General features: G+C 63.7%; 9 protein-coding genes. 3 read left to right on the forward strand and 6 right to left on the reverse strand.

The window, feature by feature from the left end; genetic code table 11:
* Nucleotides 1-3,084, reverse strand: a 3,084-nt coding sequence (locus tag C495_RS06735; protein ID WP_008161233.1) for a PAS domain S-box protein, incomplete at its 3' end; no start/stop codon positions are given.
* Between the two features lie 321 nt (nt 3,085-3,405).
* Here C495_RS06735 and C495_RS06740 point away from each other — a divergent pair.
* Nucleotides 3,406-3,663: a HalOD1 output domain-containing protein gene (locus C495_RS06740; RefSeq protein WP_049890196.1), complete on the forward strand. Its 258-nt coding sequence runs from the start codon at nt 3,406-3,408 to the stop codon at nt 3,661-3,663.
* Nucleotides 3,664-3,754: 91 nt separating this feature from the next.
* Nucleotides 3,755-4,510: a PAS domain-containing protein gene (locus C495_RS06745; RefSeq protein ID WP_008161237.1), complete on the forward strand. Its 756-nt coding sequence runs from the start codon at nt 3,755-3,757 to the stop codon at nt 4,508-4,510.
* A gap of 40 nt (nt 4,511-4,550) precedes the next feature.
* On the opposite strand, the gene C495_RS06750 is transcribed toward C495_RS06745, so the two are convergent.
* The 3 genes from C495_RS06750 to C495_RS06760 form a co-directional block, all read right to left on the reverse strand.
* On the reverse strand, nt 4,551-5,840 hold the full coding sequence (locus C495_RS06750; RefSeq protein ID WP_008161239.1) for an adenosylhomocysteinase: 1,290 nt from the start codon (nt 5,838-5,840) through the stop codon (nt 4,551-4,553).
* 234 nt (nt 5,841-6,074) lie between these two features.
* Nucleotides 6,075-7,001 carry a hypothetical protein gene (locus C495_RS06755; RefSeq protein WP_008161240.1) on the reverse strand — a complete coding sequence of 309 codons (927 nt, stop codon included), beginning with the start codon at nt 6,999-7,001 and terminating at the stop codon, nt 6,075-6,077.
* Between the two features lie 191 nt (nt 7,002-7,192).
* Nucleotides 7,193-8,491, reverse strand: a complete 1,299-nt coding sequence (locus C495_RS06760; RefSeq protein ID WP_008161242.1) for an amidohydrolase — start codon at nt 8,489-8,491, stop codon at nt 7,193-7,195.
* A 108-nt stretch (nt 8,492-8,599) separates the two neighbouring features.
* On the opposite strand from C495_RS06760, the gene C495_RS06765 reads away from it, so the two are divergent.
* Nucleotides 8,600-9,511: a stage II sporulation protein M gene (locus C495_RS06765; RefSeq protein ID WP_008161244.1), complete on the forward strand. Its 912-nt coding sequence runs from the start codon at nt 8,600-8,602 to the stop codon at nt 9,509-9,511.
* A gap of 15 nt (nt 9,512-9,526) precedes the next feature.
* On the opposite strand, the gene C495_RS06770 is transcribed toward C495_RS06765, so the two are convergent.
* Together C495_RS06770 and C495_RS06775 are read right to left on the reverse strand one after the other, a co-directional pair.
* Nucleotides 9,527-12,130 carry a heavy metal translocating P-type ATPase gene (locus C495_RS06770; protein WP_083902456.1) on the reverse strand — a complete coding sequence of 868 codons (2,604 nt, stop codon included), beginning with the start codon at nt 12,128-12,130 and terminating at the stop codon, nt 9,527-9,529.
* Nucleotides 12,131-12,264: 134 nt separating this feature from the next.
* Nucleotides 12,265-12,483: a hypothetical protein gene (locus C495_RS06775; protein WP_008161248.1), complete on the reverse strand. Its 219-nt coding sequence runs from the start codon at nt 12,481-12,483 to the stop codon at nt 12,265-12,267.
* Nucleotides 12,484-12,580: the final 97 nt, after the last annotated feature.

Consider the following 12,580-nt stretch of genomic DNA (forward strand, 5'->3'; position numbering starts at 1 on the left):
ATCAGAGATGTGTATAAGAGACAGGAGCAGCGCACGGGCCGTTTCGTGAAGCGACTCGAGTGCCAGCTCCCGTCGTTTCCGATCGGAGATATCCTTGACTGTGCCACGATAGTTGACGAGCGTGCCGTCATCGTCGTGGATGGGTTCGCTGATCGCACGCACCCACCTGATGTCGCCGTCGTCGGCCTGAAGCCGGGCTTCGAGATCGTAGCCCGTCTCAGTCTCGATCGCCGTCTCGAGCTGTTCGCGGACGAACTGACGGTCGTCGGGATGGTAACACTCGATCGTCCGCTCGAGGTCGGGCGTGACGCCGTGGGGAAGGTCGTGGAGCCGATACATCTCGTCGGTCCAGATCGCCGTCGGCGACGGTTCGTCGACGGCCAACTCCCAGCCGCCGACTTTCGCCATCCGCTGGACGCGCTCGAGCAGGTCACGTGTCCGCTCGAGATCACGCTCGCGTGCTTTGCGTTCGGTAATGTCTCGGATGACACCCGCAGTTCCGGCGAACTCGCCGTCGTCCATCGGCAACAGCGCGACGTGCGTTTCCGTCTCGATCGTGTCCCCGTCGGCAGTAATGATCTCTCCCTCGAACGCCTCGTACGGCGCGCCCGCTCGGAGGAGGTCACGAACCAACGCTCTGGCCAGTTCGAGCTCGTCCGGTGGCAAGACCTCGGAGACGTGCGTGCCGGTCAGCTCTGCCGGTTCGTACCCCAGCAGCGATTCCATCGCGTCGTTGACGAACCGAAACGTCCCCGACGAATCGAGCGTGTAGACGGGGTCGCCAATCGCCTGAATAATCGTCTCGTAACGCTCGAGTTCGCGCTCGCGTGCCTTTCGCTCGGTGATGTCACGGAAATACACGGACAACCCGCTCTCGGAGGGGTAGGCGTTCACCTCGACCCAGGCGTCGACGACCGGCGAGTACTCCTCGAACGTGACCGCCTCCTGTGTCCGCATCGCGCGGCGATACTCCTCCTCGAACCGCGAGTCGACCGCGCTGGGGAACGCCTCCCAGAGGGAGTTCCCGATCAGGTCCCGGTCTTCGGCGTCGAGCAACTCCTTTGCCTGCGTGTTGATGTACGTGAAGTTCCACTCCGTATCCACTGCATGGAACGCATCACTGATCCGGTCGAGCGTTCGCTCGAGTTCGTTCTCGAGGCGTTTGCGTTCGGTGATGTCGTTGTTGATCCCGACCATCCGCCGCGTGCCGTCGTCGTCGACCACCAGCCGACCCCGGCCACCGACCCAGATCCACTCGCCGTTCTCGTGTCTGATTCGGAACCCATCCCGGTACAGTTCGTCGTTCTCGATCGCCCGCTCGAGTGCGGCCTCGATCCGAGGGACGTCCTCCGGATGCACGCGTTCGATGAACTCCTCGTACGTTCCCTCGAACTCGCCGGGCTCGAGGCCGACGATTCGCTGTAACGTCTCGTTCCAGTCGAGGTCGTTCGTTTCGACGTTCAACTCCCATATTCCCGTGTTCGTCCCTTCGAGTGCGAGCTCGAGGCGGCGTTTCGTCTCGCGTAAGTCCCGTTCGCGGCGCTTGCGATCGGTGATGTCCTGTATCGAACCCTGTAGTTTGACGACCTCGCCGTTCGCTTGGATCGGCTCACCAATCGTCCGAACCCAGCGCTGGTTGTCCTCGTCGCCGGCAGGCTCGAGCCGGAGTTCGAGATCGTAAGGCTCACCCGTTTCGATCGCCCGTTCGACCGCCGAGGTGATCTCGTCTCGATCGTCCGGATGATAGAACTCGAGTGAGCCGGCCACGCCGATGTCGGGGTCGGGGTCGAGGCCGTAAATTCGGGCGACTTCGTCGGTCCACAGGAGATCGGACGGCGCGTCGCGAGCGTCGAGTTCCCAAGCGCCGATGTTTGCCAGTCGCTGGGACTGTTCGAGCAGTCGGGTGGTGCGCTCGAGTTCCTGTTCGTTCTCGACACGCTCGGTCACGTCGGTGATGACGCCTTCCAGTGCCTCGAGCGAGCCGTCGTCGTCGAAGACGCCACGGCCACGTTCGGTCACCCAGCGCCGCTCGCCGTCGGCCGTTTCGATCGGAAACGTCACCTGGTACGGTTCCCGGTCGTCGATCGACTGCTGGACCGTCTCCCAAAGCTCCTCGTGTCGGTCGAGGATAATGTCTGCTGACCAGTTGACAACACCGTTCACGAGGTCGTCGGGATCGTAGCCGGTGAGCTCGAGACAGCCGTCGCTGACGAACTCGAACGGCCATTCGCGCTTGTTTTGACAGCGATAGACCATCCCCGGGACGTTGCTCATCAGCGTCGTCAGCTGGCGTTCACGCTCGCGGAGGGCCTGCTCGCGGTCTTTTCGATCCGTGATATCCCGACTGATCACGAGAAACCGATCCTCGTCGGCGAGGTCGACCCGAATGAGATGAATTTCGACCGGGAACGTCGAGCCGTCGTGGCGTCGGTACCGTCCCTCGAACTTCCGCCGGCTGTCGACTGATACGTCCTCGAGCAACGCGTTGACGTCGGCCTCGTCGAACAACTCATCGTAGTTCCAGATCCCCGTCCCGAGCAGCTCGTCCTCAGTGTACCCCACTTCATCACAGAAGCGCTGGTTCGCGTCGACGATCGTCCCGTCGGGGTCGAGGACGTCGATCATATCGGGTGAGCGTTCGAACAGCGCCTCGAGTCGCGTACTCGTCGCCTGCAGTTCTCGTGTGCGTTCGGTAACCCGCTGCTCTCGCTTCTCGACCGCCGCCGCCAGCTCGTCGACGGCTTGGACTAGCTGTCCGAGGTCGTCGTCTCGCTCGCAGTCGACGGAAACGCCCCCGTTCCGAAGTCGGTCGACTCGCTCGGTCTCGGACGTCGGCGGCCGCTCACGGTCGATCGTCGCTGCCAACGCCTCGAGGTCGGCTGTGAGTTGTTCGACGGCAGTCTCGCGGTCACCACCCCCGTGTGCAGCGAGACCGACGAGAAGCAGTGGCGCGACTGGCAGTTCCAGCCACGGCTGCGCGATACCCACAAGTAGTGAGAGAGCACCGAGACCACAGACGAACAGCAGTGTCTGCCGTTCACCACAGTGTTCGAGTGGGGTCCCACGAGACGACGGGAAAGCCATGGGCGGAGTACGCACCCATCACAGATGACATGACTGGTTTATACCCCTCTCACAGCAATAATATATTGTCTTTTTCCTATGAATCTATGATGATCCGAGCTGAGAGACAGTCGTTCGAACACATCTGAACGTGTCTCTCGAGTCGTCGCGACAGCCATCGCCTGTTTGTGTGTGCTCGTGTTGTCCGACAAGAATCACGGTGTTCCATGCGTCTGTGGCCGGTTTCGACGGCCCCTTCTATACATGTAGTGTCCTAGCTGGAGCGAGATTACATGTATAATAGATAGTCAAATGCCCATCGTTCGCATCGGAACGAACGAAATGTCCGGAACGACGCTCGACTACCACAACGATTCGATCAGCCTTTCTGTGATCGAGGCGCTCGCCGCGGAGACCGACACTGATCCGATCGAACTCGAGCCGCTGTACCACGTCATCGACCCTGAAGCACTCGACCAGCTCTTCCAGCAGGGAACAGCCACCGATGCGGCGGTTACGTTCCCATACGGCGGGCACACGGTCGAAGTTCGAGGCGACGGGACCATCATCGTCGATGGGACGGTCCATGGTCGGTCATAACCGACGGACACACAGCACTGTTGGCGGTGGCCGCCGCCCGTGTAGCGTGCCACCACGGAGCGAACCACCCGCCGAACGTGACGGTGATCAGATGACAACGCCATCGATGACACCCAGCCGTTCGCTGCCAGCGTCGGTCGCCGACCACACCACTGTACTGGCCATCGTGAGCGATCGCCAGCGTCGAGACCGACTCGAAAGCAGCCTCACCGATCGTCGCTTTGCGGTCCGAACAGCGGCGTCGGGTACGCCCCTTCCCACGGACCTCGAGGACGTCGACTGTCTCGTCAGTGAGTACCCGACGGCAACCGACGACTTCCTCGAGCGAGTCAGACAGCGACGCCCCGATCTCCCGGTGGTGTTGCTCGTCGACGCGGCGGCGTCGCCGACGGCCGCACTCGAGACGATTCGAGCACACCAGTGGGTCGACTACATACACCACCACGAGCCGGCCACGCCGGTCACACACCTCGAGCACCGAATCCAGACCCTTCTCGAACGCCAGCGATTCGAGGCGCTGTCCCAGCGCTCGCTGGCGAGCATCGAACTCGCCAAGGACGCGATCGCGATCATCGGCCCGGACGGCGACATCGAGGTGACGAACCGCTCGTTCGCAGTACAGTTCTGTGTCGATCAGGACGAACTGCCCGGCACACCGTGGCAGGCGCTGTTTACCGACGAAAGCGTCGAGCGCCTCGAGACGGCTGCGATCCCGACCGTCACCGACGGCTGGCGCTGGACCGGGAACTGTACCGGCCGCCGGCCGACTGGCGAAACGGTTCCTGTGAGAATCCGACTTGGCAGCCTCGAGGACGGGAGTTTAGTGTTCGTCGTCGACACTGCCTGACAGCGACGGCAGAAAAGAACTGCGACGATTCGTCCGACGCTTATGTTCCGTGGTCCCAGGAGTCCATGTAGTCGCGCTGGGTCTCCGTCAGCGAGTCGAACGCAACGCCTTCGGCCTCGAGTTTGATTTCGGCGATCTCTTTGTCCAGTTCGTCGGGGACGTCGTGGACGCCCGCGTCGTAGGACTCACCGTTGTCGACCAGTTCACGCACACAGGCCGCCTGCACGCCGAAGCTCTGATCCATCACTTCGACGGGGTGGCCAAGCGAGACGGGCGCGGCGAGGTTGACGAGACGGCCTTCGGCAACGACGTTGAGTCGGCGGCCGTCCTCGAGTTCGTAGGCGTCGACGCCGTCGCGGGCTTCGTAGCGGTCGACTGCGAGGTCGTCGAGCGCCTCGAGGTCGATCTCGATGTCGAAGTGGCCCGCGTTCGCGAGCAACACACCGTCTTGCATCTTCTCGAAATGCTCGCGAACGATGACGTCGCGGTTGCCCGTCGTCGTCAGGAAGACGTCGCCGACTTCGGCGGCTTCGGCCATCGGCATCACGTCGTAGCCTTCCATATGGGCCTCGAGGGCACGTCGTGGCTCGACTTCGGTGACGATGACGTTGGCGTTCTGGCCCGACGCCTTCTTCGCGACGCCTTTGCCACAGTAGCCAAAGCCGGAGACGACGACGTTCTTGCTGGCCCACGAGAGGTTCGTGGTCATCGCAATCGACGCCAGCGAGGACTCGCCGGTGCCGTGGACGTTGTCGAACAGCCGCTTCATCGGCGTGTCGTTGACCGCGAAGACGGGGTAATCAAGCGCGCCGTCGGCGTCCATCGCGCGCAGGCGGTGGACACCCGTGGTCGTCTCCTCGGCACCACCGATGATGCCGTCGATGAGTTCGGGGTAGTCCTCGTGGATCGCCGCGACGAGGTCCATCCCGTCGTCGACGGTGATCGTCGGCTCGTGGGCGATGACGGCCTCGATGGCGTCGTAGTACTCTTCGTCGTCGACGCCGCGTTTGGCGTAGCTGGTGATGTTCTCGTGGGTGTCGAGCGCCGCGCTCACGTCGTCGTGAGTCGACAGCGGGTTACAGCCAGTCACCGCGACTTCGGCACCGCCGTCGGCGAGCGTCTCGACGAGGATCGCCGTCTTCGCTTCGACGTGCATCGCCATCGCGATGCGCTCGCCGTCGAACGGTTTGTCGGCGACGAACTCCTCGCGGATGTGCTCGAGGATCGGCATATGCTGGGCGGCCCAGTCCATCTTCCGACGGCCCTCCTCCTGTACAGCGTCGAGATCCGCCAACTGATCGCTGATCGGCGGATACGCAGAGTCGGTCATACCTCGACAGAAGGACAGCGGAGGCAAAACGCTACCGAAGCAGTGACGACAGGCCGCCACGCTGCTGGCCGACGCCGACTGTCGCGACAAAAACAGTGGTCCGAACGTCACGCCCGGTTGTGTCGATCAGTCGCGCCAGTGTCACGCGCCCGATCGAGCCGAACACCGGCGACGGGATCGTGCCCCTGACACGACAAGCCCGCTGCCGTCGACCGACGTTCAGCGCCCAGTTCGTTAGTTAGGGCCAGCGTGGGATGGCGGTCCGCCGCCGTTACCCGGGCTGGAGTCGGCGTCTTCGTCGCCTTCAGCATCCTCGTCGACTTCTTCGGCGTCGTCTGCCTCACCCGATGGGCCACCAGCGTGCGCCGGCGGGCCCTGGTTGTCTTTTGTCTCGTCACCGTCGCCCGGTGGTCCGGCGTGGCTCGGCGGCCCCGCGTGTTCGGGTGCGTTACCCGGGTTGTGCTCGAGGACGAAGTTCGCAACCGTCAGTCCGAGCGGCCCGTCGGAGTCGTCCTGTGCGTTCCCGACGAACGCGGAGACGAGCGAGCCGAAGGTGTCGTACTCGGCGGGCTCGAGCGTCGTCGTCGTCTCGACGGATTCGTCGTCGACCGTCGCGGTGATGGCGACCTCGACGCTCTCGTTACCGAACGGTGCGTCCAAAGTCACCGTCCCGTTCTCGTCCGTCGTGTGCGTTCCCGCGTCGGTGTAGGACACGTTCTCGTCGACCGTCGAGACGTCGACGGTGGCGTTCGAGACGGCAGTGCCGTTGTCCGTCACCGTCACGGTGACATCGCCGTTTTGCTCGACGGAGAGCGCAAGCCCTTCTGGTTCCGGCTCAAGTGTTGTCTCCGTCTCGTCGGTGAGTACCTCACCCGACGCGTTCTCGTACGACGCCTTGACGGTCACGTTGACCGTCTCCTCGGGTTCAGGAAGGTCGACCGTACCATCGGCGTCAGTTGTGTCATCAACCGCGTACGACGTGTTCTCATCGGTGGGGGTCACATTGACAGTCGCGTTCTCGACTGCAGTCTCGTTCGATTCGACCGTCACGACGTTGTCGTCGACGCTTACGATTAGCTCGTCGATGTCATCGGACGGTGCATCGTTACTCGCTGCCGTCGCCGACACTGTTCCCAGTGGGGCGAACGCAGACAGGATCATAGTCGCAACCAATGCAACTACGACCAGTCGGTTTCGATTCATCTCACTCGAGACATTCAGCAGTTCGTGAATAAACCCACCCGGCAGTTTGGGACGGTTTGGGGTCGTTGAAACCGTCCGAGAACAGTTTTGAGTGTTTATAACGACCGCTGAACGTTCGGTTTTCGTTCACGCGACTCGAGGGAAACCCCTCAGTCGTCGGCGCGAGCGAGCAGTGCGTCGGCCTCCTCGGTGGCACGCGAGAGCACGGCATCCTCGTCGAGCGTCAGGACCTCTCGGTCGCGCATGAGCACCTGCCCATCACAGACCGTGTGGCGGACGTCCGACGCCGCGGCGGCGTAGGCGAGGTGACTGACTGGGTCGTGTCGTGGGGTCAGATGTGGCTGCTCGAGGTCGATCACGGCGAGATCGGCGGGTTTGCCCGCCGCGATACGACCCGTGTCGAGGCCGATAGCGTCGGCACTGCCCTGTGTCGCCATCGTCACGACGGCCTCGGCGGGTACCGCGCTCGCGTCGTCGGCGGCGAGTTTGCCGAGCATGGCGGCGTCGCGGGCCTCATCGAGCATCGAGAGGTCGTTGTTCGAGGCCGCGCCGTCGGTGCCGAGTCCGACCGTGACGCCGGCGTCGAGCATTCGTTGGATCGGTGCCATCCCGCTGGCCAGTTTCATGTTCGAAGCCGGGCAGTGGATCACGCTCGTGCCGGCCTCCGCCAGCAGGCCGATCTCGCTCTCGTCGACGTGGACGCCATGAGCGAAGAAGTCCTCGGCCTCGAGCATCCCCTTCTCGGCGGCGTAGGCCAGCGGCCGAACGCCGTGGTTCTCGACGATCGGCGTCACCTCGTCTTCGGTCTCGTTCGCGTGGTAGTGGACCGGGACGCCGAGGTCGCGGGCCTCCGGGACGTACTCCGAGAGGTACTGGCCGTCGACGGTCGTCAGTGAGTGGGGCATAAACGCCGACGTGATCCGGCCGTCGGCCATCCCGTCGATCTCTGCAGCGACCTCGAGGCCTTCCTGAGCGTCCTCGTGGACCGCGTCCTCGTCTTTCCCAACAGAGATCACGCCGTGGCCGAGTCGGGCACGCAGCCCCGCTTTGTCGACGACGTCCGCGATCGTCGGCACGAAGAAGTACATGTCCGCGAACGACGTCGTCCCCGATTTGATCATCTCGAGAACGCCGAGTTCGGTACCGGCGCGGATCGAGTCGGCCGTCAGTTCGGCCTCGACGGGCCAGATGTCCTCTTGGAGCCACGCGTCGAGTGGTTTGTCGTCGGCGTGGCCACGGAGTAACGTCATGGCGACGTGGCAGTGGCCGTTGACGAAGCCGGGCGTGACAAGCGAGTCCGATGCGTCGAGGGTGTCGTCGGCGCCGCCCGCGAGATCGTCGCCGACCTCGAGGATCTCGCCGCTGTCCTGATCGACCAGTACGTCCGCCCACGTCACCGTATTGTCGGGCAACAGCACCTGCCCGCCGGTGATCGCCAGTGTCGTCATTGGCCGACGTTTCTCCTCGGGCGGCCTTATACTGTCGATCCCGGTGATTGGTCGACGACGACGGTATCCTTCGGCGGCTTTATGTTTCCATTCGGCACATGTCCGGCTATGAACGACAGCAGAGACAACCACGACGAGCCGAGCGTCGGTCAGCCGCCAGTCGATCCCGGAGACGACACCGAGCGCCCATCCTCGAGTCCGGAGCCGGCCACGGGACGTGGCTCGGGTCCACCGGAGCCGCCGGATTCGGGGCCGATCCGCAACTGGACCGGGCTCACGGTTGCGCTCTCGCTCGTCGCGTTCGCCACTGCCGCCACGATCGCTGTCGCCGATGGCGCACTGACAGCGGCTGCCGGGGCGGCCATCCTCGGCGCTTCCCTGAGTGCGATCGCCGTCGTCGGCCGGAGCAAGCCGGTCGTGTTCGAACTGCTCGACGACGCGTGGGCCGAGCATCGGCTGTACGCCTGGTTTTCGACCGGACTGTTCGCGCTTGGGGCCGTCATCGGCGCACTCCTCTACGCCGCCGGCATCGATCTGACCGAACTGTTCATGGAGATGATCATGGAGGAGTTCGGCGAGGACGAGTTGTCCGGTGAAGGGACACTCGAGCTCTCAGCGACGTTTTTCATCGTCAACAACACGCCGCCGTTTCTGGCGGCGATCGCCGGTGCGTTGACCCTCGGCTTCGTGACGCTGCTCATCATGGTGTTCAACGGCGTCCTCGTCGGCAACATCGTCGCAGTCACGGGCACGGAAACCGGGCTCGGTGTCATCATCGCTCTGCTCGTCCCACACGGCATTTTCGAGCTTCCGGCGCTGTTTATCGCTGCTGGTGTCGGATTCCGGTTCGTTCACCGTGTCGGCCAGCGAATCGCCGGCTCGCGCGACACACTGTTCACGAAACGGTATCTCGTTCGAACGACCGCATTGGTCGGCTTCGCGTGGCTGATCCTCGTCCTCGCGGCGTTCGTCGAAGCCTACATCACGTTCCTCATCGCGGACGCGCTGTTTGCGGTCTAGGGCCACGTCAGCGCGTTATCGTCGCAGCCACTCGAGCGGTTTCAAGATCGCGAGCTGATACTCTTCGTGCGGGTCGTACGTCGCAAACGAGAGGCTGTTGGCCATCACGCTCACGCTCGAGCCGGCCATCGCCAGTCCCGCGAGTGCGGGGTTCAACAGGCCGAGCGACGCGATCGGGATCAGCGTGGCGTTGTAGACGAACGCCCAAAAGAGGTTCTGGCGCACCTTCGAGATGGTCGCCTCGGAGATGCGGACAGCTTTGAGGACGTCCGCCGGGTCGTCACGCATCAAGGTCACGTCAGCCGATTCGATGGCGACGTCGGTGCCCGAGCCGATGGCGACACCGACTTGTGCCGTCGTCAGCGCAGGGGCGTCGTTGACGCCGTCACCGACCATCATCACTTTCGAGCCGTCTTCCTGAAGCGCCTCGATGTGGTCGGCCTTATCGTCTGGAAGCACCCCGGCACGGACGTTGTCGGGATCGATCCCGACCTGCTCGGCCACTGCATGGGCCGTTCGCTCGTTGTCGCCGGTGAGCATCACGACCGTCGTTCCCCGTTCGTGCAGGGCCCGGACGGTCTCCGTGGCGCTCTCACGGACCTCATCGGCCACCGCAAGCACACCCAACAGCTGGCCGTCGACGGCAACGGGCATCGCCGTCTTTCCCTCACGCTCGAGGCGCGTCAGCGTCTCCTCGGCGGGATCGGTGTCGATCCCCGCATCCTCGAGGAGCTTCCGGCGGCCGATCAGGACGGAGCCGCGGTCGGTCTCGGCGTGAATGCCGTGGCCGGGAACGTTCTCGAACTCGCTGACTTCGCCGACCTCGACGCTGCGCTCGTCGGCCCCATCGACGATCGCCCGCGCAATCGGGTGTTCGGAGCCGGATTCGGCCGTCGCGGCCGCGCCCAAGACGTACGACTCGAGGGATTCCTCACGGCCGGCGAGGACGCCACCGTCGGGAGCCACACCCTCACCGACGAGTTCGACGTCCGTCAGCGTCATCTCGCCGTGGGTCAGCGTCCCCGTCTTATCGAAGACGATCGTGTCGATCCCACGGACTTGCTCGAGCACGTCACCACCCTTGAACAACACGCCGTTGGTCGCTGAGAGCGTCGAGCCGACCATCGTCGCGGCCGGTGTCGCAAGCCCCAGCGCGCAGGGACAGGCGATGAGCAGCGCGGAGGCGAGGACGATCACCGAGAACTCGAGGACGGGGACGCCAACGCCGCCGACGGCAGCGACCTCGGGACCGCCACCGACGGGCCCCCACAGCGGCAGCCAGTCGACGAGCGCGGCCAACGGTTCGGGAAAGAGAAACCAGAGCGTCGCCCAGAAGACGGCGTTCGCGATGACCGCCGGGACGAAGTAGGCGCTCACCGTGTCGACCAGCCGCTGAATCTCGGGCTGGCGCGACTGGGCTTCTTTGACCCGGTCGACGATCTGCTGGATCGCCGTCTCGGAGCCGACTTTCGTCGCCTCTACAAGGAGTACGCCGTTCTCGTTGATCGTCGAGCCGACGACCTCGTCGCCCTCGCCTTTCTCGATAGGGACCGACTCACCCGTCAACATCGACTCGTCGACTGCGCTCTGGCCGTCGACGACCACGCCGTCGGTCGGAATCTTCTCACCCGGCCGAATCTTCAACACGTCGCCGACCGCGACGTCCTCGAGTGGCACCTGCCGCTCTTTCCCGTCTTCGACGACGGTGGCTTCGTCGGCCTCCATCTCGAGCAGTTCCCGCAGCGCGCTGCCCGCACGGGCTTTCGAGCGAACCTCGAGCCAGTTACCGAGCGTAATGAACCAGAGGATGAAGGCGACGGCTTCGAAGTAGAGGCCGGCACCGGCGATGGCCCCGAACAGGACGGCCGTACTGTAGATGTAGCCAGCCGAGGTGCCCATCGCGACCAGCGTGTCCATGTTGGCCCGTCGGTTGTGCGAGAACGCGCGGTAGGCCCCGACGAGGAACTCTCGGCCGAGCGTCGCCATCAGAACCGTCGCGAGGATGAACTCGAGCGATTCGATCACCCCCATCTCGACGCCAAGCAGCTCGTGCAGCGGCGGGGTAAGCCCGAGCATCGCGAGCATGATCGGGACGAACGGCAACGTGAGGAGCCCGCCGCCGATCACCAGCCGGCGCTGGCGGCGCAGTTCTTTCTCGACAGCGCGTTCACGCTGGCTCGTCTCCTGTGTCTCCCCACCCTCGTCGCGTGCGGGCTCGTAGCCAGCGTCCTCGATCGCACGATGGATCTCGGAGAGGGAGACGTCGCTCGGATTGTACTCGACGCGGGCTTCGTCGGCGGCGAAGTTCACGTCTGCCCGGATAATCCCCGGCAGGTCGATTACCGCGTCGGCGACCGCCTCCGAACACGTCGAACACGACATCCCCATGACGGTGATCGATTCAGTCTCCGCGGCGGCCTCGTAGCCAGCGTCGTCGATCGCCTCGTAGATCTCGGCCAGCGAGATCTCGTCGGGGTCGTACGCGACCGTTCCCTCGTCAGTCGCGTAGTTCGCACTCGCCGACTCGACACCCTCGAGATCGCGAACGGCGTCCTCGACAGTCCCCGAGCACGTCGAACACGACATACCTGTAATCTCGAGATGCGCTCGTCTCGTCATACGAGTCTCTATGTGATACACGTTCAAGCGGATTGCGCCTGCTAAACAACGAATTGATCAGAGTGTAGCTTTTGAAAGAATCCTTATGCAGGGGTTCGACTTTCGTAACGAAAGCCAGACACGACCGACTCCGATTACTCCTCGTCGTCCGAAAGCAGCCACCAGAGGAGCGCAAACAGCACGAGGAACACGGCGACCCCTTTCAAGAGGGTGGCGAGCCTGCTCGAGTCGTCAGCCGTCTCCGAGTCGGGTTCTGTTTCGGCCGTCTCTTCAGGTGTTTCCTCTTCGGTCGTCTCGTTTTCGGGCGCTTCCTCTTCGGTCGCCTCCGTCTCTGCCGACTGCGTGTTACCCATGTGGGTTCGTTACATTCGTCACGAATATAAGCCGATCGGACGATTCGTTTTCGTTGCGAATCGATGCTGCTGTCACTGCTCAGCGCCTGTGACGGTC

The sequence above is a fragment of the Natronorubrum sulfidifaciens JCM 14089 genome (assembly GCF_000337735.1).
Taxonomy (GTDB): domain Archaea; phylum Halobacteriota; class Halobacteria; order Halobacteriales; family Natrialbaceae; genus Natronorubrum; species Natronorubrum sulfidifaciens.